Origin of the sequence: Rhizobium sp. PP-CC-3G-465 (assembly GCF_004343445.1) — a bacterium.
In the GTDB taxonomy this organism is placed as follows: Bacteria; Pseudomonadota; Alphaproteobacteria; order Rhizobiales; family Rhizobiaceae; genus Ferranicluibacter; species Ferranicluibacter rubi.
Window position 1 is genome coordinate 1636903 of the sequence record NZ_SLYH01000001.1, and the last position, 26998, is coordinate 1663900.

28 protein-coding genes are annotated in these 26998 nt (G+C 64.8%); 14 read left to right on the top strand and 14 right to left on the bottom strand.

From position 1 onward, the window contains the following. Window positions 1-654, bottom strand: coding sequence for a hypothetical protein (locus C8J33_RS07655; protein ID WP_132663620.1), 654 nt, complete (start codon window positions 652-654; stop codon window positions 1-3). A 201-nt stretch (window positions 655-855) separates the two neighbouring features. Here C8J33_RS07655 and C8J33_RS27000 point away from each other — a divergent pair, with 201 nt between their 5' ends. After that, the gene (locus C8J33_RS27000) at window positions 856-1020 is read left to right on the top strand and encodes a hypothetical protein (protein ID WP_165929758.1); all 165 of its coding nucleotides are present in this window, start codon (window positions 856-858) and stop codon (window positions 1018-1020) included. Between the two features lie 669 nt (window positions 1021-1689). Here the strand turns inward: C8J33_RS27000 and C8J33_RS07665 are convergent. The 3 genes from C8J33_RS07665 to C8J33_RS07675 all read right to left on the bottom strand — a co-directional run bounded on the left by C8J33_RS07665 (window position 1690) and on the right by C8J33_RS07675 (window position 4560). Continuing rightward, entirely contained in the window at window positions 1690-3108 is a 1419-nt protein-coding gene (locus tag C8J33_RS07665; protein ID WP_422038081.1) for a DNA-packaging protein, read from the bottom strand. A gap of 208 nt (window positions 3109-3316) precedes the next feature. Further along, entirely contained in the window at window positions 3317-3937 is a 621-nt protein-coding gene (locus C8J33_RS07670) for a hypothetical protein (RefSeq protein ID WP_132663621.1), read from the bottom strand. 155 nt (window positions 3938-4092) lie between these two features. Further along, window positions 4093-4560 carry a YcgN family cysteine cluster protein gene (locus C8J33_RS07675; RefSeq protein ID WP_132446632.1) on the bottom strand — a complete coding sequence of 156 codons (468 nt, stop codon included), beginning with the start codon at window positions 4558-4560 and terminating at the stop codon, window positions 4093-4095. 282 nt (window positions 4561-4842) lie between these two features. On the opposite strand from C8J33_RS07675, the gene C8J33_RS07680 reads away from it, so the two are divergent. From C8J33_RS07680 to C8J33_RS07700, 5 genes are all read left to right on the top strand, one after another. Continuing rightward, complete coding sequence (locus C8J33_RS07680) at window positions 4843-7014, top strand: PBP1A family penicillin-binding protein (RefSeq protein ID WP_132664493.1); 2172 nt, start codon at window positions 4843-4845, stop codon at window positions 7012-7014. Between the two features lie 89 nt (window positions 7015-7103). After that, on the top strand, window positions 7104-7460 hold the full coding sequence (locus C8J33_RS07685) for a hypothetical protein (RefSeq protein WP_110799778.1): 357 nt from the start codon (window positions 7104-7106) through the stop codon (window positions 7458-7460). A 2-nt stretch (window positions 7461-7462) separates the two neighbouring features. After that, on the top strand, window positions 7463-8080 hold the full coding sequence (locus C8J33_RS07690; protein ID WP_132663622.1) for a PIN domain-containing protein: 618 nt from the start codon (window positions 7463-7465) through the stop codon (window positions 8078-8080). A gap of 22 nt (window positions 8081-8102) precedes the next feature. Next, window positions 8103-8690 carry a DUF1214 domain-containing protein gene (locus tag C8J33_RS07695; RefSeq protein ID WP_132664494.1) on the top strand — a complete coding sequence of 196 codons (588 nt, stop codon included), beginning with the start codon at window positions 8103-8105 and terminating at the stop codon, window positions 8688-8690. Continuing rightward, a complete protein-coding gene (locus C8J33_RS07700) occupies window positions 8683-9228 on the top strand; it encodes a DUF1254 domain-containing protein (RefSeq protein ID WP_132446626.1) in 546 nt (181 codons plus the stop codon). Before C8J33_RS07695 ends, C8J33_RS07700 begins: the two co-directional genes overlap by 8 nt. A 70-nt stretch (window positions 9229-9298) precedes the next feature. Here the strand turns inward: C8J33_RS07700 and C8J33_RS07705 are convergent, their stop codons facing one another. Continuing rightward, window positions 9299-9496, bottom strand: coding sequence for a hypothetical protein (locus C8J33_RS07705; RefSeq protein WP_132663623.1), 198 nt, complete (start codon window positions 9494-9496; stop codon window positions 9299-9301). Window positions 9497-9921: 425 nt separating this feature from the next. Continuing rightward, window positions 9922-10203: a hypothetical protein gene (locus tag C8J33_RS07710; RefSeq protein ID WP_092932722.1), complete on the bottom strand. Its 282-nt coding sequence runs from the start codon at window positions 10201-10203 to the stop codon at window positions 9922-9924. 431 nt (window positions 10204-10634) lie between these two features. Here C8J33_RS07710 and C8J33_RS07715 point away from each other — a divergent pair, with 431 nt between their 5' ends. Then, the gene (locus C8J33_RS07715) at window positions 10635-11513 is read left to right on the top strand and encodes an SH3 domain-containing protein (RefSeq protein ID WP_245507084.1); all 879 of its coding nucleotides are present in this window, start codon (window positions 10635-10637) and stop codon (window positions 11511-11513) included. Window positions 11514-11947: 434 nt separating this feature from the next. Further along, window positions 11948-12967, top strand: a complete 1020-nt coding sequence (locus tag C8J33_RS07720; RefSeq protein WP_132663624.1) for a DUF2336 domain-containing protein — start codon at window positions 11948-11950, stop codon at window positions 12965-12967. 7 nt (window positions 12968-12974) lie between these two features. Here the strand turns inward: C8J33_RS07720 and C8J33_RS07725 are convergent, their stop codons facing one another. The 3 genes from C8J33_RS07725 to C8J33_RS07735 all read right to left on the bottom strand — a co-directional run bounded on the left by C8J33_RS07725 (window position 12975) and on the right by C8J33_RS07735 (window position 16158). Further along, the gene (locus tag C8J33_RS07725) at window positions 12975-13322 is read right to left on the bottom strand and encodes a DUF1491 family protein (RefSeq protein ID WP_132663625.1); all 348 of its coding nucleotides are present in this window, start codon (window positions 13320-13322) and stop codon (window positions 12975-12977) included. Between the two features lie 204 nt (window positions 13323-13526). Then, complete coding sequence (locus C8J33_RS07730) at window positions 13527-14621, bottom strand: peptidoglycan-binding protein (protein ID WP_132663626.1); 1095 nt, start codon at window positions 14619-14621, stop codon at window positions 13527-13529. Then, window positions 14593-16158: a sensor histidine kinase gene (locus tag C8J33_RS07735; RefSeq protein ID WP_165929759.1), complete on the bottom strand. Its 1566-nt coding sequence runs from the start codon at window positions 16156-16158 to the stop codon at window positions 14593-14595. The genes C8J33_RS07730 and C8J33_RS07735 overlap by 29 nt, the downstream gene beginning before the upstream one ends. 590 nt (window positions 16159-16748) lie before the next feature. On the opposite strand from C8J33_RS07735, the gene C8J33_RS07740 reads away from it, so the two are divergent. Together C8J33_RS07740 and C8J33_RS07745 are read left to right on the top strand one after the other, a co-directional pair. Next, a complete protein-coding gene (locus C8J33_RS07740; protein WP_132663627.1) occupies window positions 16749-17240 on the top strand; it encodes a DUF5330 domain-containing protein in 492 nt (163 codons plus the stop codon). A 95-nt stretch (window positions 17241-17335) separates the two neighbouring features. Continuing rightward, window positions 17336-17779 carry a SufE family protein gene (locus C8J33_RS07745; protein ID WP_110799786.1) on the top strand — a complete coding sequence of 148 codons (444 nt, stop codon included), beginning with the start codon at window positions 17336-17338 and terminating at the stop codon, window positions 17777-17779. A 289-nt stretch (window positions 17780-18068) separates the two neighbouring features. Here C8J33_RS07745 and C8J33_RS07750 read toward each other — a convergent pair whose 3' ends face one another. The 3 genes from C8J33_RS07750 to C8J33_RS07760 form a co-directional block, all read right to left on the bottom strand. Next, window positions 18069-18974, bottom strand: coding sequence for a DUF6456 domain-containing protein (locus C8J33_RS07750; RefSeq protein WP_132663628.1), 906 nt, complete (start codon window positions 18972-18974; stop codon window positions 18069-18071). After that, a complete protein-coding gene (locus C8J33_RS27495; protein WP_245507085.1) occupies window positions 18967-19434 on the bottom strand; it encodes a helix-turn-helix domain-containing protein in 468 nt (155 codons plus the stop codon). Before C8J33_RS27495 ends, C8J33_RS07750 begins: the two co-directional genes overlap by 8 nt. 397 nt (window positions 19435-19831) lie before the next feature. Then, window positions 19832-20281: a MucR family transcriptional regulator gene (locus C8J33_RS07760; RefSeq protein WP_110727756.1), complete on the bottom strand. Its 450-nt coding sequence runs from the start codon at window positions 20279-20281 to the stop codon at window positions 19832-19834. A 613-nt stretch (window positions 20282-20894) separates the two neighbouring features. Here C8J33_RS07760 and msrB point away from each other — a divergent pair. Beyond that, on the top strand, window positions 20895-21332 hold the full coding sequence (gene msrB / locus C8J33_RS07765) for a peptide-methionine (R)-S-oxide reductase MsrB (RefSeq protein ID WP_110799788.1): 438 nt from the start codon (window positions 20895-20897) through the stop codon (window positions 21330-21332). A gap of 24 nt (window positions 21333-21356) precedes the next feature. Here msrB and trhA read toward each other — a convergent pair whose 3' ends face one another. Then, window positions 21357-21974: a PAQR family membrane homeostasis protein TrhA gene (gene trhA / locus C8J33_RS07770; RefSeq protein WP_165910768.1), complete on the bottom strand. Its 618-nt coding sequence runs from the start codon at window positions 21972-21974 to the stop codon at window positions 21357-21359. Window positions 21975-22496: 522 nt separating this feature from the next. On the opposite strand from trhA, the gene C8J33_RS07775 reads away from it, so the two are divergent. Beyond that, a complete protein-coding gene (locus C8J33_RS07775; protein ID WP_132664496.1) occupies window positions 22497-23408 on the top strand; it encodes a VOC family protein in 912 nt (303 codons plus the stop codon). A 15-nt stretch (window positions 23409-23423) separates the two neighbouring features. Here the strand turns inward: C8J33_RS07775 and C8J33_RS07780 are convergent, their stop codons facing one another. Then, window positions 23424-23705, bottom strand: coding sequence for a DUF2798 domain-containing protein (locus C8J33_RS07780; protein ID WP_132446608.1), 282 nt, complete (start codon window positions 23703-23705; stop codon window positions 23424-23426). Window positions 23706-23834: 129 nt separating this feature from the next. Between C8J33_RS07780 and C8J33_RS07785 the strand changes: the two genes are divergently transcribed. Together C8J33_RS07785 and C8J33_RS07790 are read left to right on the top strand one after the other, a co-directional pair. Further along, the gene (locus C8J33_RS07785) at window positions 23835-24752 is read left to right on the top strand and encodes a LysR family transcriptional regulator (RefSeq protein ID WP_132663630.1); all 918 of its coding nucleotides are present in this window, start codon (window positions 23835-23837) and stop codon (window positions 24750-24752) included. A 140-nt stretch (window positions 24753-24892) separates the two neighbouring features. Then, window positions 24893-26998 (top strand): S9 family peptidase, encoded by a 2106-nt coding sequence (locus tag C8J33_RS07790; RefSeq protein WP_132663631.1) that lies wholly within the window; start codon window positions 24893-24895, stop codon window positions 26996-26998.

The window sequence follows — 26998 nt, forward strand, 5'->3', positions numbered from 1 at the left end:
TCACGACAGGGAAATCCTTCTGATAGAGGGCAGTCCCGCAGCGCTCAGCGCCGCATGATAGGCCCGGGCTTGCGCTGCGATATCGACGGCGCGGTCCCGCCCGTTGATGATCCGTCGCGCGCCCACCCAGTCGGTCCGGCCGGCACTGAAAACATCCTTCAGCGACACCCCGGTAAAGGCGCCCGTTTCCATGCCGATAAAGAGGATCTCGACGGCCGTCGCGCCGTCCATCGCCCGAGCAGGGTCAGCAACAAGGTCGATCCCGACAAGGCCCGACACTCTCTCGTAATTGCGCCGGTGCGTCAGCTGCACCAGGCCGCGGCCGAGCCACGCCTTGCCCTCGGCATCGCGCCGCCAGTAGGGCGTGCGCACGGTCGGCAGCTGTCCGGCCGCAAAAGCCTTGTCCAGCCGGGCGATCGCCTGCGCATCGCTCGCCGCCATCGTCTCCCGCACAGGCTGCATCTTTCGCCCGGTTTCGTGATGCACGGTCGCCAGCATGTAGGCGAGCCACCGCCCGTCATAGGACCCGGCAACACCGCCCGGCCCGGCCCGCGCCCGCTCGAGAATGGCGCTCATCCCCACCACCTGCCCGCTCGTCAGCCGCCCGCCAAAAAGCGTCCGGCGAACGTTGCCGAAGAATACAGCCTTGTCCATCCGCTGATCCCCTGTCCACCGGCGTCCGCAGACGCCCGGTTGTCACAAAAAATGCGCAATACAATCGATTTAAGAAAACTAAATCGTTTAAACCGCTTAAGGCACTGATTTACTTTTTGTTTAGGCTCTGCCAGCGTAAAACCAGCAGGCGGGACCGGCCACTCAGGGTCGAATTTAAAAAAACCAACAGGGAGAGACAGCATGACCTCGACGGAAAAGACGCAGACCACCGTGCGCGAAACCATCCCGCCGCATCTCCTCAGCCGTATCGAAAACGAGTGGCAGCAGATGCGCGCCGTCACTGTGGCCACCCCGCGCGCAGACGTCCGCCCGGATGCCCGCCCCGCCGCGACCCCGCGCGACTGACCTTCCGCCCCGCGGCACAGTCCACGGAACCTTTGTGCCCCTTAAGCGTTTTCGCCGCACTCAACCGTCGCGTTAAGGAGAGACCATGACCGTCAAGACGATTTCCCAGAGCCTTTTCGAACGCTTCGAAAACGAATGGCGCCAAATCCGCACCACAACCACCACCCCCGCCAAGCCCGTTCCGGCCAGCGCGAAGTAGGCGATCGAGGTTGGTTCGAGAGTGACGAGAGGCGCACATGGGGTGCGCCTCTTTTCGTTTGTGGGACGGGTTTGGGGGGGGCAAAAAGAAAGACCCTCTCTGCCCTGCCGGGCATCTCCCCCACAAGGGGGAGAAGACTTAGGGCACCCGCTCGCTCTCTACGCAAACCTTGAAGACTTGGGCTGAGGGCGTCCCACGAGTCCTCTCCCCCCTTTTGGGGGAGATGCCCGGCAGGGCAGAGAGGGCCTTCCTTCCTGAAATCCCAAAACCACCACCGTCAGCCCCTCATCCGCCTGCCGGCACCTTCTCCCCGCAAGCGGGGCGAAGAGACACGCGGCGTAGCTCCCGCCCCTCTCATCAGCCTTCGAGAAAGAAGCGAGCGCTTGCCCCAAGTCCCTTCGCCCCGCAGGCGGGGAGAAGGTGGCGGCAGCCGGATGAGGGGCCGCCACACCCGAAAATACCCGACACCATCACACCATCCGCAACCGCGGCTCGCCCCCGCCCTCCAGCATCAGCGCCGTCAGCGCCCAGACCAGCGCATCCAGCCGGTCCGGCGAGCGTCCCGAAGAGAGCCCGTCCGCACCGAAGTCGCACATCTGGTCCTCCAGCGCCGGAAACGCCCCCGCATGCACCACGCGACCCTGCTCGTACAGAGCCGCCACCGGCTCGGCACGCAGCCACTTGCCGCGGCTCGCCCGAACGTTGGTGATCGGCAGGCGCGCGTCGATGCCGCGCAGGACCGCCGCCACCATGTCGCCGCCCTGGTTGATTTCGGCAACAACACGGTCGGCGTCGAAGCGGCGGAAGGCGCGGACCACGGCCGCCGCCCAGCCGGCGGGGCTTGCGCCCTCCACCGAGCAATCCGCCAGCACCACCGCCCGTCCCCGCCCGTCGATGCCGGCCACCACAATGCCGCAGCAGCTGTCGGCACCCGAGCCCGCCGGCGGATCGACCGCCACGACGATGCGGCCGAGCGGCCCCGTATCACGCAAGGTCAGCGCCTCGATCGCCGCCCGGTTCCAGAGCGCATCCTCCCGGTCGGCGATCATCTCGCCGTCGAGTTCCTGCCGCCCGAGCCGCGTGCCGCCATAGCGGCCGTCCATCGCCTTCAGGAAACCCGGCGCCAGATTGCCGGCATTGTCCATGGTGCGGATCCGGCGCAGCACCGTCGCCGGGTCTGCGGCCAGCGCCTTCAGGATCGGGATCGGCCGCGGCGTCGTCGTCACCAGAATGCGCGGGTCTGCGCCCAGCCGCAGCGCGAACTGCAGCATGTCGAAGGTCGCCTGCGCATGTTTCCATTTCCCCAGCTCGTCGCACCAGGCATAGTCGAATTGCGGTCCGCGCAGGCTTTCGGGGTCCTCCGAGGAAAAAATCTGGGCGATCGTCCCGTTCGGCCAGACCAGCCGGCGGCGCGAGACCTCGAAGTCCGGCCGGTGCCGCGTCGCCACCCGGCAGATGCCGGAGACACCGTCGATCATCACCTCGCGCGCATCCCCCAGCGTTTCCGCCACCAGCGCGATCCGCAGGCCCGGCCGGGCGCCGGGCGCGGTCGCGAGATCATGCACCCAGTGCGATCCCGCCCGCGTCTTGCCGGAGCCGCGGCCGCCCATCAGCAGCCACACCCGCCAGTCGCCGGGCGGCGGTCGCTGCTCGGGCCGCCCCGTCAGCCGCCAGTCGGACGTCAGCCGCGCGAGAAGCACCGGCGAAAGATCTCCCGCCGCTGCCAGCCAGTCCGCGAAACCGTTGGGCTGCGCTCCCCCGTCCCCTTGCGGAATGGAGCCCGCCCCGGTCGGCCGAACCGAACCGTTATCCGCCAGACTTCCGGAAGCAATAGCCGTGGAAACCGGAGCTGGCGCCGGAGGCCTGGCAACGGCACCCCCGGCGATCATCGCAGCCATTCCCGCTCCGGCGGAACCACCGGCATCACCCCCGGCAGCTGCGATCCTCCGCGCCATGGTACCCAATCGCGCCGCAGAGCGCGTAATACCTTCATCGATCCGCGCCACGCCATCCTCGAAATCCAAAACGATCACCGCAAACCGCACCGCATGTGCCGCGTCGATCCGCCGACGCCGCGCGGCCTCCGCCGCATCACGCTCATCCGTAAGGTGCGAGGGGGTTTCCGCTTCGGGAGATGGCGGGCACGGAACCGTCGCCAGCCAAAGCGACAGCACCTGCAGCACATCCGGCCCCAATTGCTCCGTCTCGTTCTCCGCCATCCTGCGCCGGCGCCATGTCACGCTCCCGGCTACGCTCGACAGCGCGCTGCTCGACCAGAGCCTCGAGCGTGTCGAGAAGAGATTGGTACCCCGCATCGTCCAGTGCCTCCGCGTCCCGCCGTTCCCGGTCCTGCGCCAGCGTCCGCTGCAGGCTGTCGATTTTTTCCAGCGTCCGCACGATCAGCGACATCGCCTCGATCGAGGCCTTGGCGTCGGCCTGGGCGGCCTTGCGGTCGATCTCCTCGCCGGCCTCCGTCGGCCTGCGGTCGGTTTGCTGGCGCAGCATCTGGAACATCTGCATCTGCTCGCGCAGCTCCCGCGTCATGCCGTTCAGCATGTCCGCAAGCTCTTCGCCAGCGGGCATGTCCGCCGATTTGCGGTCGAGGATCAGGCGAATCTCGTCATCGGAAGGCTCCGCATCCCATGTCAGCGCCTCACCATAGACACACCGCTTCGTCCACGCGCCGAACAGCGCCGGATCATAGGTCCCGTCGGTCATCGCATCGTCCTGTCGTGGAGAAGGAAGGTTTGAAATGAAAAAGGCCGGCTGTGCGGCCCGCGGCCCCGCCGCATCCGCACATCTCCGACCATACGTAAAACCTACCGGAGGACCGTCACGCCGTCAAGGACTATTTTCCTAGTTCGGGAAAATAATCAGTATTCCGTCGCTCTGTTGCCATCTGTCGGCCAGTCCGCCAGATAGTCCTCGAAGTCGTCGATATCGACGTCGTCCTCGCTGACCGTGCGTCCGCGCGCGGAAATGCCGGCGGCATGTACCGTTTCCGGGTCGCCGGAGACCAGCGGATGCCACCAGTAGAGGTCCTCGCCGTCACGCACGAGGCGGTAACCGCAGGTGGGCGGCAGCCAGGGGAGTTCGCGCACCTCTTGGGGCGTCAGCTGGATACAGTCCGGCACGGTCGCCTGCCGGTTCGGATAGTCGCGACAGCGACAGGTGTCGCCGTCGAGCAGCGTGCAGCGGATCGAGGTCCAGGCGATCTCGCCCGTATCCCAGTCTTCCAGCTTGTTCAGACAACAGAGGCCGCAGCCGTCGCAGAGGCTTTCCCACTCCGCGCCGTTCATCGTCTCCAGTGTCTTGGTCTTCCAGAAAGGCATGTCGCCCATGGATCCGTCCTGCCATCCGTACCGGCTTCATCTATACCGAGCCGCCGTCCCGCGCTAGGTAAGTCTGTGTTTCCAGAATTTTAAGGCTGTTGCGACATATCCTCGTGGAAGGGAAAGTCGCTGCGTGGCAGTATAGCGCCATCACGCGCGAAAAAAGCCTGCTTTCGCCAGCAGCCTGTGCGACATCGAAACACCGTGCGAGATTGAGGACGGTCCGAAGCGTTGACAAGCCCGAGCGACGACATTCCCGACACGACACCGCGCCCGGCGCCACCGGAGGGCATGGCTTGCCTGAGTCCGGCTGAGCTTCCGAAGAAGCGCCACATCCTCCTGCGCATCGATGCCTTCATCGATTCGACCGTCTGGCACACCGGTTTTCGCCTCGCCGAATGGTGGGAAGACATCACCATCTTCTTCCGCCGTTTTCGCGTGCGCGGCTGGAAGCGCATCGTGTTCGAACTGCTCGGCGAAGGCATGACCTGGGGCACCGTCGGGGCCGTGGCTCTGCTCGCGCTGGCGCTGCCCGCCTTCCAGGAAACCAAGGGCAACTGGCTGGCGCAGAGCGATTTCGCGGTGACGTTCCTCGATCGCTACGGCAACGAGATCGGCCATCGCGGCATCATCCACGAGGACAGCGTTCCCGTGGACGAGCTGCCGGATACGCTGGTCAAAGCGGTGCTCGCCACCGAAGACCGCCGCTTCTTCGACCATTGGGGCATCGACTTCCTCGGCCTCACCCGCGCCATGACCGTCAATGCCCGCGCCGGCGGCGTCGTCCAGGGCGGCTCCACGCTGACGCAGCAGCTGGCCAAGAACCTGTTCCTCTCCAACGAGCGCACCTTCGAGCGCAAGATCAAGGAAGCCTTCCTGTCCGTCTGGCTGGAGTGCAACCTCTCGAAAAAGGAGATCCTGCGCCTCTATCTCGACCGCGCCTATATGGGCGGCGGCACGTTCGGCGCGGCGGCGGCGTCGCAGTTCTATTTCGGCAAGGCCATCACCGATATCAACTTGGCCGAAAGCGCCATGCTCGCCGGCCTGTTCAAGGCCCCGGCCCGCTACGCCCCCCACGTCAACCTGCCGGCCGCCCGCGCCCGCGCCAACGAGGTGCTGACCAATCTCGTCCAGGGCGGGCTGATGACCGAGGGCCAGGTGGTTGCCGCCCGGCTTCATCCGGCAAGCGTGGTCGATCGCGCCGAGGTCACCGCGCCCGATTTCTTCCTCGATTGGGCCTTCGACGAGGTCCAGCGCATCGCCGCCCCCTTCGCCCAGCACTCCCTTATCGTGCGCACCACCATCGATATGGGCCTGCAGCAGGCAGCCGAAGACGCCATCGAATCCAGCCTGCGCCAGTATGGCGAGAGTTACCGCGTCAAGCAGGGCGCGCTTGTCATGATCGAGAACGGTGGCGCCGTGCGTGCCATGGTCGGCGGGCGGGACTACGGCGAGAGCCAGTTCAACCGCGCCACAAAGGCCCTCCGCCAGCCGGGCTCCTCCTTCAAGGCCTATACCTACGCCGCGGCCATGGAAAAGGGCATGACGCCGGAGACGACGATCAGCGATGCGCCGATCACTTGGGGCCGCTGGTCGCCGCAGAATTACGGCCGCAGCTTCTCCGGCAAGGTCACGCTGCTCAGCGCCATCGCCCGCTCCATCAACACGGTGCCGGTGCGGCTTGCCAAGGATACGCTCGGCATTCCCCGCATCGTCGAGCTCGCCAAGGCTTTCGGCGTAGAAACGCCGATCCGCCCGGACAAGACCATTCCGCTCGGCACCTCCGAACTGACCGTCATGGATCAGGCGACGGGTTACGCCGTCTTCCCGGCCGGCGGCCTGCAGTCGCGCCGCCACGGCCTCAGCCAGATCCTCAATTACGACGGCGATGTTCTCTACGATTTCAACCGCGATGCCCCCCCGGCCCAGCGCGTGCTCAGCGAAAAGGCCACGGCCTCGATGAACTACATGCTGACGCAGATCCCGATCATCGGAACGGCCCGCAAGGCCGCCCTCGACAACGGCGTCGTCGCCGGCGGCAAGACCGGCACCACGCAGTCCTATCGCGATGCCTGGTTCGTCGGCTTTACCGGCGACTACACGGCCGCCGTCTGGTTCGGAAACGACGACTACACCTCCACCAACAACATGACCGGCGGCTCCCTGCCGGCCATCGCCTTCAAGCGCCTGATGGATTACGCCGAGACCGGCATCGACCACCGCCCCATCCCCGGCATCGCCCCGCCACCCGCCCCGTCCAAAAAGGACAAGCCCCCCGTCGTCGCGAAAACCGACGAAAATACCCTCCCCCCTCTCGTGCGCCCCCGCATGCTCTCCGGCGACGTCACCCGCCTCCTGAAGTCTCTCGGCACCCGCTTCGAAACCACCCCGCCCCTCGTCGGCAACGCCCGCAAAGTCGCCAGCGCCGCCCCGGACCCGGCGCTCGACGCCGCCAGCAACTGACGCGATGGTGACGTGTTCTGCTATCCAGACGTTGCCGGTCGCTGGCCAATAGGGTATATAGAAATGGCGTATTTCTATAGGAGCGTGCGATGTCCTCCACGATTTCGGCGAATGTCGATGGCAGAACGGCCACGAAATTGAAGATGGTCGCGTCGATGGAGAACAGGTCCGTCTCGAACGCGGTTTCCAGCGCGATCACGGTCTTTGTCGGCCTTCCCAAGGGTGTTCGAGACTTCCTGCTCGAGTTGAACGCTCAGAACGATCAGGACACGATCGTCCGGCTTGGCCGCGAAATGATGGCCGCGGCAGCGCGGGTTCGACTTGAGAAGGCGACCATGGACCTGGCATCCGAGCACCGTTTCGGAGGATCGGACGACGCGTCCAGCGAGATCGACATGATGGAAGAGGCAACGGCTTTCAGCCGTGCTGCGGCGCAACGGACATAGTCATGGACAGTCCCGTCCGCGTGTTGCTGGATGTCAACATTTTCGTGGGCAATATCATGGCGCACGACCGTGGTCGCAAAGGCACGGCAACACAGACCCTGTTGTCCATGGTCAGCAGCCAGACATGGGGCATGAATGCCAGAGCGCAGCTGGTCATCTCGTTCGATATGATCGACACCTTGGAAACGGTGCTCCGTCGGCTGGATTTTACGGAAGACAGAATTACGGCATATTCCGGCTCCATCATCGACATCATGAAGTATGGTCCGGAAGCGCTCGATCCCTATCTTATTTTGGGTGGAGAAGAGCGCTTTGCCATGCCGGATGTCGAGGATGCCGGCGTGTTGGCGACCGCCATCGGCACAGGAGCTGACATTCTCGTGACGGACAATTTGCGGGATTTCGCCACCAAGGATGCTTCCGTGATCGACACGCAAGTGGTGAACACGACGGCGTCGGGACAGCGAACCCTGCAGGCTCTCCGGTACCAGATTGGCGGCGCGGATCTCATCGTCGCACATCCGTTCGATGTGATGCAATGGATGCGCCTTGGCTATGATTTTACGCCGGAAACCCTATGGAACGCCATTCGGAAGCCCGGAAATGAGCACGTCCGATGACGGTGGAAAGCGGCCAGTCCTGATGTTTCGCGTGCCCTTCCTCGTCGCACTCACGCTCTGCGTCGCCTTCGGCGGCGGCATTGCCGTGAGCATTTCAGCGCTCAAGGCCTCCACCGGCTTCGGCTCCATCCACCTCGGGCCGTGGGTCGCCTATCCCAATGCCCAGACCGCCGACACAGACCCTTACGCCAAGGCGCACCGGGCGCGGGCCGGGCGGCTGCTTTACGGCAAGGCGGAGGGGATGCGCTTCACGGCGGAAACGGACGATACGGGCCGCCCGCTCTCCGGTGCCTGCCGCTACGACATCGTCGGCAACACGCCGCCGGCCCGCTTCTGGACCCTCTTTGCGACAGACACCGCCGACCGGCCGCTGACGGCGTCGGAGACGCTGCCGGTCGCGCTCAATGCCTGGAGCGTGCTGCGCGAGGCGGATACGTCCTTCGTCATCCACGTGGCACCGGACGCCCAGGCGGACAACTGGCTGGCGGTCACCGAACCCGGCCGCTTCCGCCTGGTCCTAACGCTTCTCGATGCGCCGACCGCCAATTCCTCCGGCGCGATCGAGCTGGTCATGCCGAAGATCACGGCGCGGGGATGCGGCCATGCGTAGCCTGCTCTATGCCGTCCTCGTCGGGCTGATCGGTGCCGCCCTGCTGCACATCGTCATCATCCTCGCTCTGCCGCGTTTCACGGCGGAGGATGCCTACAGCCGGGTGCTCGGGCTCTACGAAATGGACAGCTTCTTCCCGCTGACCTCGGCGCCGGGGCCGACGGGTCTTTCCAACGACGATCCCTATCTCCGTGTCGCGGTCTGCGGTTTCTCGGTGCTCGGGGGGCCTGTCCGGTTCACTGCGTCGGGCGATGTGCCGTTCTGGTCGCTCGCGATCTATGATTCCGGATCGAACGAAATCTTCAGCATGAGCGATGCGACGGCGGTCAACGACCGGGTCGATGTCGTCGCGGCAACGCCGCTGCAACTGGTGGAGCTCCGCAAACAGCCAGCGGAAACCATCGGACAAACCATCACGGTCGAGATGCCGGAAGACGAAGGCTATGCCGTTCTCAGAGCGCTCGCGCCGCTCGGCAGCTATGAGGCAGCGGCCAGCAAATTTCTCGGTGAGGCGGGTTGCGAGCCCATGTCTCGGTAGGGCTCAAGGCAGTCAACGCGCACATACGCCTTAAGACCTGCAATACAGCCTTGGATCGTCCGGGGAAAAATCAGTGTTTGTGGTTCGAACCGTTCAGCGGCTTGATCGTGGAAACACCGGGGGAAACCTTGGGAAGGGTCACGCCTTCCATCCGCTCGTAGCGAATACCGGTGAAAAGCAGGATCGTCGCGTCGTGACGTGCTCCATCGGGGTTCATCTTGCGGCCGCCGCGGTGCTGGCGGTCCTGAAGTCTGATTACATCTGCCATTCTCGTCTCCAATAAACGGGATGAGACGGATGAACTTGAAACAGATTTCATCCTGCCCTCGTCGGGCTGACGCTTCACCGACCCGTCAAGGCCAGCCATGAGCGCCGTTCTCGTTGCTCCTTCTTCCGGATGATTCCGGATGTATTTAGGCTCATACTGCGATGTCGGTGATACGTCCAAATCGTGCCGGCCCGCAGGATGATTGGGCCATAGCTTAGTAAACAAGCTCTTAACTTTGGATACCCCAAACCTAGCGATGGAAAACATCCCGAAAACCTGCCGTCCGCCCGTTGAAACCCGTGATTCGCATGTGAAAATGTGCGGCACCGATTGGAACGCCGGGCGCTCCAGTCGCCGAAAGCCGCAATATCCCTCGGGGACATTGCGGCTGAAGAACTTTGCGTCCTGACGACGGGCAGTGTGCCTTAGCGGCGGGCGAGAAGGCCCAGCACGAAGGATACGCCGGCAATCGTCAGAAGCGTGGTGACGGGCTCTTCGCGAACGCGGTCACGCAGGCGCTCGGTCAGCACTTCGGCTTCGGACTGGACGACGGCCTTCGCGCCGCTGCCGATGGCGGAGACCGAGTCGGTCAGGCGGGCGATTTCGGCACGCAGATCAGAGATCTGGCTGTCGAGGTCGCTCTTGGCAACGCTGGCTTCGACTTCGGCTTCCGTGCTGGAAACGGTGGCGAATTTCTTATCGATCATTGTCCGGGGCTCCTGTTCGAACTGACGCGTTAACGGGCGATCGTCCATTTTGTTCCCCGCTTTGCCGCAAGATGCCGTATTTCCGGGCGATGCTGCGCCTGGATCTTGTGACGCCAAAGACGTGCCTCCCGCCCGTTCAGGATCTGTTCAGGCCAGCCCGCCTAGGAACAAAAACAGGCAGACGCTGTTTTCTGCTTCGCCACTTCTAATGTGACGGCGTCCATCCGTGCCTTGCCTGCTTCCTGTGCGCTTGAAGATTTTCCCGGCGCCGTCGATCGACAATCTTTCTCGTGTCGAGGAGCGAACAGGAGGGAACAGTAGTCGGAAGATGCCATGATGTGGACGTGTTTTACCTTGCTCATAACGTTCGGCACGGTCTGCCAGCCCCGCCCGCAGGCCGAAAGCTCGATAAGCTACTGGAGGACCCTAGAGTGTATTCCGTCAAATCCATCCTGTCCGGCATAGCGCTGGCCGCCACGCTGCTGGCACCGGCCGTGGCCAGCGCTGCGGAGGGCTTTGCCACCGCCAATGTCAACATGCGCTCCGGCCCCAGCACCCGCTACCCCGCCGTCGTCGTCATTCCCGTCGGCGCGCCCGTCGAAATCCACGGCTGCCTTGCGGATGCCAACTGGTGCGACGTCTCCTTCTCGCGCGGTCGCGGCTGGGTCTCCGGCTCCTACGTCCAGGCGGAGTACCAGCGCAGCCGCGTCTATGTCGCGCCGCGCTACTATCGCCCGCTCGGCATCCCCACCGTCACCTTCGAACTTGGCAACTATTGGGATCGCAACTACCGTAACCGCGACTTCTATCGCGACCGCGAATACTGGCGCGGCGGCCCGGATCGCTTCGAGCGCGATCGCGATCGTCCCCGTTTCGACCGTGACCGGGACAGGGATCGCCCCCGCGTCGAGCGGGACCGCGACCGGGAGCGCTTCGAGCGTGATCGGGATCGTAACCGCTTCGACAATGACGGCCCGCGTTTCGACCGTGACCGCCCCGACCGCGACCGCCCCGACTTCGAACGGGATCGCAACCGGGATCGCGATCGCGATGGCAATCGTGACCGTCCCCGCTTCGACCGCGACAATGACGGCAACCGCGATCGCCCGCAGTTCGACCGGGATCGTCGCGACAATGATCGGCGGGACAACGACCGTCCCAACGGCGACCGTCGTGACAACGACCGTCGCAACCCCGATCGGCCCACCCTGGAACGCCCCGATCTGGACGGCACCAACGACAACCGCGGGAACCGCGACCGCGACCGCCGCCGCGCCTGCGAGATCGGTGAACCGGGCTGCACGCTCTAAGCAGCACGTCGTCCCAACGTAAGACAGCAGGCGGCGCCGACCACGGCGCCGCCTGCTGCGTTCGAGGGATGCCTCTCTCACGACCCAAACGCCCTCCCCAGCGTGCAACCCCGCCTTGCGGGCCCCTCGCACACAGCACGCCATCGCCTGCCCCATTGCCGCACGCCCTTAAGCCGATGTTAACCACGTCGGCATAATCTCCGTCTCATGGCGCGCTCGTTGCCATCGCCGGGACATCTGCATCATGGATTCCAGAGACTTCAACGCGTTGCGCGGAGACGTTCGGAAGACGCGTGAGCTGGAGCAGGCGGCACGAGGCCTGCGCCCGGAAAAGGGCAAGGGGTGCCTTGCCGAGGGATGCGTCGGTGTTTTGCGTATGAGGTGGACGTGTGGCGGACCGGTTTCGTGATTTGGAAAGACCTCAGAACGGCCGCGTGAAAGACGCGGTGCTGATGGCAACGGTGTCGAGTTTCGAGGGGCTTCGCCAGCCGCGGTCCTCGGATCTCAAGCAGTTCTGCGAGCTGTTCGAGCCGCTGTTTACGGCCTCCAGCGACGAGGCGCGCCGGCAGGCGGCGGCAGCGCTGGCCAGAAGCCCCCATGTGCCCCCGTCCGTCGCCCTGCAGATCGGCAGCGCGCCCATCGCCATCGCCGCCCTGTTTCTCACGCGCGCCGTTTCGATCGAGGAGCGCGTCCTCCTCGACATCATCCGCCACCAAAGCCCCTCCCACGCCAATGCCATTGCCCGCCGCGACAATCTGAGCGTTCGGGTGGTGGATGCCCTCGTGGAGCGGCGCGACAGCACCTCCCGCCCGGCGGCCTCCATGGCGGAGCCTGCCAAGCCCGCGACCGCCGCTGCCACAGCGGGCGCCTCGCTGGAGCGCGAGGAGCGTCTGCGCGCGGAGCTGAAGGCGCTTGCCCGCACCGCCGGCCAGCCGCTCGCAGCGCCTGCAACACCACCTCACCGTCCGCTGCTGGCGCTCGACGCCACGCATGAAGCGCTGCTTGTGCGCTTTTCCCGCTCGGGCGAGGTCAATCTGTTCGCCGCGACCCTCTCGCATGCGCTCGACTGCTCGGCCGTGTTCGGGGAACGCCTCGTCCTCGACGTCTCCGGCTGGCAGCTCGCCGTCACCCTGTCGGCGCTGGGCACGCCCCGCGCGGAAATGGTGCGCATGCTCACCACGCTCTACCCCTATCTCGGGGAAAGAAGCGGTGCGGGAACGCGCTGCGATGCGCTGCTCGACGGCATCGATCCGGTGGATGCAAAAACCCGCGTGGAAGGCTGGATTGCCGCTGACGATGCGCGCCGTAATGGGACTCATCGCCATGCGCCGATGCTCGGCCCGGAGCGCGCGGAAGACCCGCGCCAGCCGGCCGCCTACCCCGCCCCCGCCAACCAGACGCAGCAGGTCGCCTCCACCTTCTACCGCCGCAACCTGACACGCAGCGCGCGCTGATCGGCTTTCAGCCGTCCGGCTTGATGGTTTCGAAGAGATCGGAAACGTCCTGCGTTTCCAGTTCGACGACCCAGCAATCCGGATCGAACCGGATTTCTCCGGCGAGAGCCGCGTCGATGGCGTCAGCATCGGACGACGAGAGGCGGCACTCGAACAGCCGCCCGCCCTCTTCCTCTGCCGTCACGAGGCTCTGCGGCGCCGGCCCGAACAGCGTCTCCTGCCCGTCCCGCGTCCGCTGGCGAATGAAGATCGCACCGGCCGCCTCGGACCCCTTGCGCAGCACGGCCGCATAATCCCCGCGCGAAAAGACGCGGCGGGTGATGGCGGAAACGAAGATATCGGAACGGAGGCGCATGACCCTGCATAGCGCGGGCGAAGGACGGCGTCTATCGATGCCGGCACAAGTGGTTAGGTGCGGTATTCTCCACCGGTTCGCGAAGCGTTTCGCACGTTGATTCCGAAAACACGGAGAATCCGCTGGCGCGATTGTGTTTTCCAACCACCTCCGTCATTCCGGGCCTGTCCCGGAATGACGAGGAGCAATCAACCCGACGCCCCCTCAAATCGCGCCGATTTCCTTCATTTTCTTCAGCACCGCCGCACTCGGCTCGCCGGTTTCCGGCAGGCGGTAGTGCTTTTCGAAATGGCGGATGGCCATGCGGGTCTGGTCGCCCACCACGCCATCGACCGACACGTCGGTGTAAGCGAGGTTCGACAGCCCCCGCTGGATGGAGATGACCATGCCGGCACCGCTCGCGCTCGACTCGGCAGAGGCCGTTTCGGTCGCCTTGGCGTGGACGGACTTCGGCTTCACCTCCGCACCCCCCTCGGCCGCGCGGATCGCGGCGGCGATCGGATCGATCTCGGTTGGCGTCTTCGAGGCCGGCGGGATGGCCGTCGGGCGTGGTGCCGGCGTTATCGTGGCGATGCCGGGGGATGCCGGCGAGCCGCCCTGCAGAGCGGCGAGAAGGCCCTGGCTGACCACGCCAGTTTGCGGAAGGCCGTTGGCCTGCTCGAAGCGGCGGATGGCCGCCGTCGTCTTGGGCCCCAGACGCCCGTCGGCCTCGCCATCATAAAAGCCGTGCCGCGCGAGTTCGGCCTGGACGGTGCGCACGAGGCTCGTCGGGTCGAGGTCGGCCGTCGTGTCCTGCCGGGATGTCGGCTCGCCCGGCAGCGTCGCGAGCGTGTCGAACCCGGGAACGCTGGCGGTGCGCTCGCCGGTGGGCAGGGCTTCGGCGGGCACCTGTCCGGGCTCCGCCTCCCCTGCTTCGTCCTCCCTGCGGATGACGAAGGTCGTGACCTTGCTCGGGTCCGGCACGTCCTGCGGCTCGCTTAGCGACACGCGCGCCGGGTCGGGGTGGGTGAAGGGCAGCCGGGTGCGCATCAGCGGCGACGGGTGGTGGCCGGGCTGATACCAGAGCGCATTGGCCGCGACGAAGCCGAACACGACGGCAAACGCCGCGGTCCCGCCGAAGATGGCGGGATTGCGCAGCGCCAGACGCAACATGCCGGAGGCGGCACGCAGCACGATGTTCGGTCGGGACGTTCCCTTGCGCTTCAGCGCGGTCGCGCCCTTGGCGGCGCCCGTCTTCCCCTTGACTGTAGTTGCGGGGGCTTTGCGTCGGTCAGGCTGTTTTCGCGTAGGCTTCGCCATCTGCCGCACCTCCTTTCTCAACCCCTGATGTGTGCACACCGGGGTTCAGGGACGTGGAGCCGGCCTGGGTCTTCAGGCGCGGCGGAAATTCTGCGATGCTATCGGCGTCGGCAAGGTGATCGGCGCTGCTGATGCCGGAGCCGTCGAGCGGCAGGCTGATCCGGATCGCCGTGCCTTCGCGCGGCCGGCTGGAGATGTCGAAGCGGCCGCCATGCAGCGCCACCAGCCCCTTGACGAGCGCGAGGCCGAGGCCGGTGCCCTCGTATTTGCGGGTATATTCGTTTTCGACCTGCATGAAGGCCTGCCCGAGACAGGCGAGCTTGTCTGCGGGAATGCCGATGCCGGTATCGCTGACGGTCAGCCGCAGGTCTGCGCCGACGATCTCCGCGTCGATGGTAACGATGCCGCCGGCGTCGGTGAACTTGATGGCGTTGCCGACGAGGTTGATGAGGATCTGCTGCACGGCACGGCGGTCGGCATGGACTTCGCCCACGCCCCGCATGACGCGGCTCGCCAGCTTGACGCCCTTGGCGTCGGCCTGCAGGCCCAGCATCGCCTCGCAGGCGGACACGGCATCGGCAACGACGAAGGGCTCGGCGATCAGCTCGTAGCGCCCGGCCTCGATCTTGCTCATGTCCAGCATCGTGTTGACGACGGAGAGGAGATGGGCGCCGGACTGGTTGATCAGAGCGACATATTCGCGCTGGCGGTCGTTCTCCAGCCGGCCGAAATATTCGCCGGAGAGAATGTCGGAAAAGCCGAGGATGGCGTTGAGCGGCGTGCGCAGCTCATGGCTGACGGCCGCAAGGAATCGGGTCTTCGCGTCGTTCGCACTTTCCGCAGCTTCGGCTTTGCTCGCGGCATCGGCCTTGAGCGCGACTTCGGACGAGATATCGCGCGACTGGACGAGAATGCCCGACAGCATGCCGTCTTCGACGATGGCCGCGAGTTCGCACCGCATATGCAAAAGCTGGGCGCCGCCTTCCGTCATGGAGCCGCGTTCCAGCCGCAGCTCGACGGTCTCGCTGTCGGCGCCGAGCCGGATCGTGTCGATGGCGCGCAGGAAGGCGATGCGGTCGGAGACGTGGATCTGTTCGATGAAGCCGCGGCCGGTCGGGTCGCGCATCCAGGCGAGGAAGCTGGACGCATCGCGGCCGTGCACGGACGTTACCGAGCCGCGCAGGTCGTGCAACGTCACGAGGCCGGCGAAGAGGTCATAGGCGAGCGCTGCCGGAGCGACGGGTGCTGCGAGGGCCACGACCGGGGCCGCATTGCGGCCGGCAAGGCCGACGGCGGCGAGACCGCCGACCAGCGTCAGCGCGCCGACGAGGCCGGCACCGACCGGCAGGGCCAGCGACAGCGGCAACACGGCGGCAAGCGCCAGCGGGGCGATCGGGAAGGCGATGAGGGCGGAGGCTGCAACGGTGCGGATGGCGGAAAGCTCGCGCTCGGTGGGTGCCGGGCGGGGCAACCAGAGCCTGGCGGCATCGTCCACGCGGGACGCAAACCTTCCAGCGATGTTCCGCACAATTGTCACGCCCGACCCTGCATTTTTCGTTGCCCGGAACGTCCTGCCCCGGTTGTTCATGAAGTGCCGCGCGGTCGTTTCCGGCCCGTCGAAAAGGGTGGAACGATCGTCATCGGACAAGGCCGAATGTCTCACCGGCGGCTTAATGAAACTCTAAGTGAACACCCCCGATGTGTTGCAAAACGGCTTCACCGGCCCTCCTGAGCCAGATTTGGACGCCCTTCGTTTGTTGTGGTTAACGTGGTGTAACCGTTGAAATCATGGTATTTTTCGAGTTAATTTAACCACTGTGGCATCTCGCTCCACTGCCGGAAGCCGCGTTTGCAGTGGGTTTAGGCGCAGGCGCCGCCTTGACCCTTAACGCGATTGGCTCAAATGCCCTTCAAATGCGGGTCAAATGCAGATCGATCGAATTTTACGAAAAGACGCCTCAAATACAGGTCTCGTTTTCAAGGCCGTGTTGGAAGAGGTGCCGTAGTTTGACGTTCGACCGACCTGCTTCCCATCATCGGTAACCGGCACAGACCGGCCATATCGGTGAGGACATGGAACAGCAGGCGGTCGGGACAGTTGCGTGAACGTGAAGAACGGGGTCGACCATGTGGTTTCTGATCAAGGCAGCATTCTGGTTTTCGCTGGTGCTCGTCCTCCTGCCGATCTTCGGCACGGAGGAAGCCGCGCAGCCGCAAGCTGCGGCCGGTGCCAGAATGGATATCGGCCAGACGGTTTCCGCCGCCAGCGAGGCGATCGGCTATATCAGCGCCATCTGCCTTGAGAAGCCCGACGTCTGCACCAAGGGCGCCGCGACCTTCAATGCGCTCGGCCACCGCGCCAAGGACGGCGCCCGCATCGCCTATCAGCTGCTCGAAACCCAGTTCGGCGACGAGAAGACTGCCTCGGCAGGCGACACCGTAACACCGGGTGATGCCGTGACCACGGGTACCGTGCCGGAGCAGGCCCTGCCCCCAGCCGCGCCCTCTGCCGCCGCTGCCGCCGAACCTGCGCTTTCGGAGACCCATGAGGATCTCGGCTTCACGCGTATCCCGGTGCCGGAAAAACGCATCCCGCCGAAGCCGCATCGCGCCTCCTGACCGGCCCGGCGCTTGCCACCAAAACCCCTGCGAAAGCCTCGCCTACCCAGCCGATCCACCTTCTCAACGCGGACCCGATCCCTTATAGAGACGGCATGACCGATGCCGCCGCCTTTACCCCGACGCCCCTTTCCGAAATCCTCGAGAATTGCGCCTATCTCGACGATTGGCAGGACAGGATGAGCTATGTCATCGAGCTCGGGCGTACCCTGCCGGACCTGCCGGAAGAAAAGCGCACGGCTGATAACAAGGTGCAGGGCTGTGCCAGTCAGGTCTGGCTGGTGACCCACGCCGCAGAGGGCGCCGATCCCGTCCTGACCTTCGAGGGCGAATCCGACGCCCATATCGTGCGCGGCCTCGTCGCCATCGTGCTCTCGATTTTTTCGGGCAAAAAAGCCTCCGAGATCGCGGCGACCGATGCGCTGGACCTGTTCGGCCAGATGGGCCTCATCGAGTTCCTGACGGCCCAGCGCGCCAACGGCCTGCGCTCCATGGTCAAGCGCATCCAAGACCAGGCGGCGGTGCGGCTGAAAGGCTGAGGCGGTTTAAGGTTGATGGCTTCGGGCTTCGGGGGCGACCAATAGCGAAAATCGGAGACGTCCCTTTTCGCAACGATGCAATTTTGAAGGTCAAGCCATCCTCCTCCCCGTCATTCCGGCCTTGAGCCGGAATCCAGCCATCTCACGTCCGTGAGATGAGAAGACTCTTTTGACCTGACGGACGTCAGGTCGCTGGATTCCGGGTCAAGCCCGGAATGACGGAGGATGGTTGGCATCCCGTCAGAGGTTGGCGCGGTTTCAACGTCCCTTCGCGCGATGCCGCCGCCCACTACCCGCCGCGTCCGCGACCCCCGTCCATATCCGGGCGATAGCCCTCCGCGCCCCAGGCATGGGTGCGGCGCGGCGGTGATGCTGGTGGGGGTGGGGCGTAGTGGCGGGCGAGCGCCATGAGGGCGGCGCGCAGCAGGAGTTTTGCCGAGCGTGCCGGCCACTGGCGTTCGCGCTCCACCGTTTCCAGCCCCTTCTCGAAGCCGCAGACGTCGATGGCGACGCCGCAGAGTTCCGGGCCGATCGCCGCCATGGCGCGCGACACGCGGGTTCTGGCCGTCATGGCGCTGTCGGCGATCTCAGGACCGCCGCCGCTTCCCTTCGTGCGCGTTGACAGCCGGGGTTCGTAGGACATGGTCATGCGCGGCAGCAATTGCGCGCGGGTAAAATCCCGGTGCAGCCGCTGTCCGGCTTCCAGCGCTTCGGCCGGCAGAAACGGCTTGCCGGATTTCTCCTTCAGCCGGCTGATATGGGCGAGCGGCGATTCCGCGAGATTGACCTGCACCGTCTGCCGGCCGACTGCCGTTTCCACTGTGCTCGGCGCGATGTGCCGATGCTGGCCCGCGAACGCCGCCTCCGGATCGGACAGCGCGCGCTTGAGAAAGGGCACGGCGGGCGAAAGCACGTGCCAGCGCCCGGACACCTCCGCATCGGGCTTGGCGACGAGGCCGAGGGAGACGGCCTCGCGCATCGCCGCTGGTGGCAGGGTGCGCTTCGCACCGTCCGCACGCGTGACGATCACGTCGGCGCCCTCCTCCGTTACCGTGAAGGTGGCCACGACGGCGGCGTCTTCTGCTATGTCCGGCCGGGCTTCGTCGGATCTCGCCCGCCGGCCGCCCACGAGGTGGCGGACCAGCCGGACGAGGTCGGCGCGGGCGGCGGCCTCCGGAGGCCTCGTGTCACGCATGGGCGGCATCTCCGGCCGGCGGAAAGACGGCCGTGATCACGCGCTCGATGGCGGACACGAAGGCGTCGAAATCGGCATCGTCGCGGCGATCCTCCACCACATGGCAGGAATAGCTGACCGTGGAGCGATCCCGACCGAAGGCGACGCCGATATCGGTCAGCGAGACCTGCAGCACGACATGGCTGACATACATGGCGATCTGGCGGACATGCGTCATCATCCGCCGGCGGTCGCGCCGCAACTGCTGGCGATCGCCGACCATCATGGTGAGTTCCTCGACCACATCGGCCACCATGCGGCAGCGGGCCTGCGCCAGCGGGTCGGGCGCTGCCGTATCGGGCAGTTCGGAAACCCGGGATGTCGCGGGTGCGGCGGACGGCGGCCATACGGATTTGCATTCGGGCGCACGGGCAAACTCATGACCGGGCGCAGCCGTCCCGTAAGACGCGGCCCGGATCAAGAAAGGCCTCGTGGCCATAGAAGACCGTGCGACTGCGGGACGGAGATCGTCCGGATAACGGCCAAGGAGGCCCAGTGGGCCCATTGTCGTCAGAGCGCTATCGGCATGTGCAGGAGGCATGGTCATCGCGGATCTCCGTTATAGGAATAGTTTCACATAACCTACGCCGAAGATGAAGCGAGCGCTACAACCGACTCACAACTTTCTGTTGAATTCCTTCATGTTTCCGATAGCCTTCTGAATCATATAGGCATTTTTTCCTTGCTCCGGTTCCTGACCAGAGGCTTCCGCTCTCCGGACACGAAAAAGCCGGACCGGATAAAGATCCGGTCCGGCGCGATAGAAACGTTTCGCTTTGCAAGGCTTGATAAAAATCACGCCGAGCGTGCTGGTAAGCTTACTTGGCGGCGCGCTTGCGGCGCTGGCCGAGGCCCATTTCGCGGGCGAGGCGCGAGCGCGCTTCGGCATAGGCCGGGGCGACCATCGGATAATCTGACGGCAGTTCCCACTTTTCGCGGTAGTCTTCCGGCGACAAAGCGTGGTGCGTCATCAGGTGGCGCTTCAGCGACTTGAAGTTGCCACCGCATTCCAGGCAGGTGATCTGGCCGTCCTGAACCGACTTGCGCACCGATACGGCAGGCTTCGGCTTTTCCACGGCGGCGACGACGGGGGCCGGTGCACCGGTGTTGTTCAGCGCCGTGTGCACATCGCCGATGAGAGTCGACAACTCCGAGACGGGCACGACATGATTGCTGACATAGGCGGCGACGATTTCTGCGGTCAGTTCCACGAGCAACTCGTTGCCATGTCCTGCCAGGCTAAGTCCGGCCGTGCCATGTCCTGCCATCTGTTCACTCATTTTGTTCTCCTTTCGGGCGATTGTCTCGTTTTCACCCGCAGATTCGCAGGCTTTTCCATGAAAGCGTCATTTGTCCCATGGAAATGCGATCGATTGCGGTAAAAACCAGCACGATTGCATCACAATGGAACGACCGAATTACTTGATGAATGCACTTGCATTGGACGCCGCATATCTTTCCCCTACCCCGAAAAGACAACCGAATTCTGTAGAGATATTTCGGCGACGACAACCTGCAGTATTTTCAGTCTCAGACACTTTGCCGTTACTCGAATAACATTCACCCCAAAAATGTCAAACCCGTTTTTCAATAGATGCAAGACTTGGTGGGCGAAACGACGCGTCCCGGAACAGTTGTCACAAGCAATCCCGATAGAAATGCGCGCGTTCATCTATCGAGACCCCCCTTTCGGGGCAACATCCGTGCGTGCACCACCGGCGAGGGCTGCGATTCTCTGCAACCTGCGATTCTCACCTCGCTCGCATGCGTTTCCATGAGCAGACATTACTATAAAGCCGCGCAGCACGAGGGCTTGCGTTGGCTTTGCTTGCGCGCCGCGCGTTCCTATATGAAGCGCAGTCTCAAGATGAGGAGAACGACATGACCGAACATCGCACGCATGCTGCCGGAGACGGCGCAAACACCCCTCTGAAGGTCGTGAAGAGCGATGCGGAATGGCGCGAGCAGCTGACGCCGGACCAGTATCGCGTCACCCGCCAGCACGGCACGGAACGGGCGTTTTCGAGCCCCGATTTCGCGCTCGGCAAAGCCGGCACCTATCGCTGCATCTGCTGCGGCAACGCGCTCTACGACGCCCGGACAAAGTTCGATTCGGGAACGGGCTGGCCGAGCTTCTTCCAGCCGCTCGAGCCTGAAGCCGTGACGCAGGTCACTGACCGCTCCTACGGCATGACACGGACGGAAGTGAAATGCGCCGATTGCGACGCCCATCTGGGCCACGTCTTTCCGGACGGACCGGCCCCGACCGGGCTTCGCTACTGCATGAACGGCGTGGCGCTGAGTTTCGAACCGGCTTAGGCGACCCGGCTTGAGCGACCGGGCTCAAGCGGGGGTGTTGCCGATGACCGAGAACACGGCCGAGAAGTGGACGGCGGCGGCGGTCACGACGAAGCCGTGCCAGATGGCGTTCTGAAAGCGCAGCCGTTCCCACACATGGAAGATGACGCCGGCGGAGTAGATAATGCCGCCGGCGAGAATCAGCAGCATGGTGGCGCCATTCAGCGTCGTCAGCAGCGGCCCGACGGCCAGCACGCCGCTCCAGCCCATGGCAAGATAGAGCACGATGGCTAGCTTGTCGTAACGCCCAGGAAAGACGCATTTCAGCGCGATGCCGAGAGCCGCGATCAGCCAGATGCCGACGAGCATGACGGCCAGGAACGGATCGTTCCAGCCGCTTTGCAGGAAGGGCGTATAGGTCGCCGCGATCAGGATGAAGATCGAGGAATGATCGAACCGGCGCAGCAGCCATTTGGTGCGCGATACCGGCCACATATTGTAGACGAAGGAGATCGACAGCGTGGCGACGAGGCCGGCGCCGTAGATCGCGGCGGCAGCGATCTGCCCCGCGGTGCTGGCCGCACTGGCATGCACCAGCAGGATGGTGACGCCAATGAGCGCGAAGGCGAGACCGATGCCATGGACGATGCCGTCCGCGATCATTTCGGTCCGGTCGTAGTTCCACTTGATGCCCTTGATCTCCACGCGCGCTTCGTCTCCAGATCCGTTTCAGCTCAGGCTACGCATCCGCTGCCCGTTTGGCGAGCCCCGATGGGCGCGCATCCGTCACTTTCGGTGACGAATCGATCATCGGCGATGATGCGGGCGGGAGGATGACAGAATAGGCCCGACGGGCAGAAATTTGCTGCGAGTGCGAAAAAATTTTGACGCTGGTGCGAACACGTTCGCGCCGGGGCTGACGATTTCCTCGCGCAGGCACGAAAAGTTCGCAAGGGCGCGAATACATTCGCGCCGGGATTGTCAACGCATCCGCGACGATCCATCGCCGATCCTGGGGATTTCGCCTCGCGCCCAAGCGGTGCATAGTCGATCCTCTTCGGGGACCCTGCCATGGACGATCTGCGCCGACGCCGCCTGCTGCACATGACGGGTATGGCGCTCGTCCTGCCCGGCATCTTCCCGAACACCCTCGCAGGAGCGACCGAGATGACCCTTTCCGACCTGATGAGCACCCCTTCGCCGGACCGTCCGCTCGCGCCCGAACATCCTGCCCCTGAACATCCCTTGGCCATGCCGGCCTTTATCGATCACGCCCGGCTGGTGGTGCGCGACCTGCCGCTCGTCTCGTCCTGGTACCAGTCCGTGATGGGGCTGAGCCTGATGGAGCGGTTGCCAAGCGGCGAGACGCTCGGCGCCGGCGGACGGCCGTTGCTGACGCTCACGACCTCCGGCCATGCGACCACGGCGCCGCGCAACGCGCCGGGCCTGTTCCACACGGCCTTCCTCGTGCCCGACCGGGCAGCGCTTGCCCGCTGGCTGACCCATGCCGCCGGCCTTCAGGTGCCGTTGCAGGGCGCGTCGGACCATCTGGTCAGCGAGGCGATCTATCTCGCCGACCCCGAGGGCAACGGCATCGAGGTCTATCGCGACCGGCCCCGCGCCAGTTGGGCAACCCAGCCCGACGGCACGTTGAAGATGGCCACCCTGCCGCTCGATCTCCAGACGCTCTACGACGAGGGCCTCGCGCTTGCCCGGGGACACACCCATTGGGGCGGCATGGCGGCGGGCACGTCGCTCGGCCATCTCCACCTGCAGGTGTCGGACCTGCCGCAGGCGGACGCCTTCTTCCGCGACGTGCTCGGCCTCGATCTGATGGGCACCTATCCGGGCGCCAGCTTCTTCTCCACCGGCCGCTACCACCACCACCTCGCCGCCAATATCTGGAACACGCGCAACGCGCCCCGGCGCGTCGCCGAGATGACCGGGCTCGGCACCTACGCCCTCCGCTTCAACGATACGGCAGCACTTCAGACGGCGCTCGCCGCGCTGGACCGGCTGGAAATCCCCACCGCCCGCACCGGCGACACCGTCTCCCTCACCGATCCGTTCGGCATCGGGCTGACGCTGTCGGCCTGAGACGGCCGAGACCCCTCAGCCCGGGCGCCGCACCACGAGGGATGTGAGCTTCAGCGCGATCGGGCGGACGATCAGCACGCTGACGAAGGCGGCGGGCATGGCAACGAGGTAGGCGGCGGCCACCCGCATCGGCAGGCCGCTGTCGACGCCGCTGTTCACCGAGACGATGATCCAGCACATCACGAAGGCCATGATGCCGGCCATGAAGAAGGCGAAGACGTAAGGTGTCGCCGCTGGGGGAAGCCCCATCTTCGCAGACCGGGCGGCGGTGGATGTAGGGGTTGCGTTCGTGGGCATGGTCTCTCCGAAATGTTGAATGTCGATGTCCTTTCCTAGCCGCAAATGCCGCCTTCGATTAGAGGCTTGCAGGCTCCATCAATCTGAAGCAAAACTTTCGAATGATCGGTATCGGGAGTGCGCGCAGCTATGGACAGCCTTCGCGGAATCGAGAGTTTCGTGCGGAGCGTCGAGATGGGCAGCATTGCGGCCGCCGCCCGGCAGCTCGGCATCAGCCCTGCGGCCGCCAGCCAGAACATCGCCCGGCTGGAACGCGACCTCGGCGTGCGCCTGCTGCAGCGCACGACGCGCCGGCTGGGGCTGACGGATAGCGGGCAGGTCTATTTCGAGCGCGTTCGCCATGTCGTCCACGCGCTGGAGGCGGCGGCCACCGCCGTTTCCGCGCTGAACGACGCACCACGGGGCCGGCTCACCATTTCCGCCTCCGTCGCCTTCGGCCGTCATGTCATCGCGCCGCTTATTCCGGGCTTCGCCAGCCTCTACCCGCAGCTCTCCGTCGAGCTCGTCATCACCGACAGGGCCGTCGACCATATCGCCGAGGGCATCGACATCAGCGTCCGTTTCGCCGAGCAGCTGGAGCCCTCGCTGATCGCCCGCCGCCTCGTCACCGTGCCGATGATGATCTGCGCCTCGCCCGACTATCTCGCCCGCCGCGGCCATCCGAAGACGCCGGAGGATCTCGTGCATCATGATTGCCTGCTCTACCGGCTGGCGACGCATGGCCGCCTGTTCCGCTGGACGTTCCTCAAGGACGGCACATTGTACGAGCCCGACATCAAGCCGAAGATCATCAGCAACGATATCGACACCCTGACCTCCATGGTCCTTGCCGGCGCCGGCATCGCCCGGCTCGGCGCGTTCATCGCCGACGCGCTGATCGCCAAGGGTTCGGTCGTGCCTCTGTTCAGCGACACCACGGCCGGCAGCGACACAATCGCTGCGCACACGCCGTTCACCTTCTACGCCTGCACGCTCGACCGCCACAGCGCCACGCCGAAGATCCGCGCCTTCATCGATTACGCGGTCGCGGCCTTATCCTCGCGCTGAGACAACGCGCTTTGCCGCTTGAATGCACCGGCTGCGGCATCTATGTGCTCGATATCCCAGAGCATCGTCCTGCGGCTATAACGAAGAGATGGAGCGTTTCCGGTGATCCGGAAAGCTCCAGCGAACCCCCGGAGATCGCATTGTCCGACCAAGCCCCCGTCTTTTCCAGCCTGCCCGTTCCGCCTGCAGCACACAAGAAGCCGCTGAGCGACACCCGCCACGGCATCACCCGCACCGACGACTATGCCTGGTTCCGGGCCGACAACTGGCAGCAGATGTTCAAGGACACCTCCATTCTCGATCCCGAGATCCGCGCGCATCTGGAGGCCGAGAACGCCTATATGAAGGCGGCGATGGCGGATACCGAGGCGCTGCAGAAGCAGCTTTTCGCCGAGATGAAGGGCCGAATCAAGGAAGACGACAGCTCCGTGCCGATGAAGGACGGGCCGTTCGCCTATGGCACCGCCTTCGTTACCGGCGGCGAGCAGCCGCGCTACTTCCGCCAGCCACGCGACGGCGGCGAGCGCGTGGTGCTGCTCGACGGCGACAAGGAGGCCGCGGGCAAGGACTATTTCCGCCTCTCCGGCATCGACCATTGCACCGATCATTCGCTCGGCATCTGGGGCTATGACGACAAGGGATCGGAATATTTCACGCTCCGCATCCGCGACCTCTCGACCGGCGACGACCTCGAAGACGTGATCGCCAACACCGGCGGCGATGGCGCCTGGGCGCCCGACGGTCGCAGCTTCTTCTACACCGTGCTCGACGAGAACCACCGTCCGTCGAAGATCTTCCACCATGTCATCGGCACGCCGCAGGCCGACGACCGGCTGGTCTACGAGGAGGAGGATCCGGGCTTCTTCATGGGCGTCGGCGCCTCCATGCTCGACGACGTGATCTACATCGACATTCACGACCACGAGACCAGCGAATACCTGCTGATCCCCACCTCCGACCTCCATGCGACACCGAAGCTGGTTGCGCCGCGCGAGACCGGGCTCGAATACTCCATGACGGAAGGCGGCGACGTCTTTTACATCCTGACGAATGCCGATGGCGCCAAGGATTTCAAGATCATGGAAACGCCGTTCGACCGGCCGGAGCGGGAGAACTGGCGCGAGCTCGTGCCCCACACGCCCGGCCGGCTGATCCTCAACCATATGGCGTTTGCCCGCCACCTCGTCTGGCTGGAGCGCGAGAACGGCCTGCCGCAGATCAAGATCCGCGACCGCCGCACCGGCGAGGAGCACGCGATCGCCTTCGCCGAGGAAGCCTTCTCGCTCGGCCTGTCGGGTGCTGCCGAATACGACACCGACGTCATCCGCTTCTCCTACTCCTCGATGACGACACCGAGCCAGCTCTTCGACTACGACATGACGACGCGCGAGCGTACGCTGCTGAAGACGCAGGAAGTGCCCTCCGGCCACAATCCGGACGACTACGTCACGCGCCGCGTGTTTGCGCCCTCGCATGACGGCGCCTCCGTGCCGGTGACGCTGCTCTACCGCCGCGATGTGCCCCTGGATGGTTCCGCACCCTGCCTGCTCTATGGCTACGGAGCCTACGGCATGTCCATTCCCGCCTCGTTCAACACCAATTGCCTGTCGCTGGTCGACCGCGGCTTCGTCTATGCCATCGCCCATATCCGCGGCGGCAAGGACAAGGGCTTTGCCTGGTACGAAGACGGCAAGATGGAGAGGAAGACCAACACGTTCAAGGACTTCATCGCGGCGGCCGATTATCTGAATCAGGAACGCTTCACGTCCTACGCGAACATCGTCGCCGAGGGCGGCTCGGCCGGCGGCATGCTGATGGGCGCCGTCGCCAACATGGCACCGGAGAAATTCGGCGGCATCATCGCGGCCGTTCCCTTCGTGGACGTGCTGAACACCATGCTCGACGACACCCTGCCGCTGACGCCGCCGGAATGGCCGGAATGGGGCAACCCCATCGACGACGAAGCGGCCTATCACCACATCGCCAGCTACTCGCCCTACGACAATGTCAGCGAGAAACACTACCCCGCCCTCCTCGCCCTCTCCGGGCTCACCGACCCGCGCGTGACCTACTGGGAGCCGACCAAGTGGGTGGCGAAGCTGCGCGACAAGACCACGGGCGACCAGCCGATCCTTCTCAAAACCAACATGGGCGCCGGCCACGGCGGCGCCTCCGGCCGCTTTCAGCGGCTGGAGGAGATCGCGTTCGAATATGCGTTTGCGATCAAGGTGGCGCGGAAGATGTGA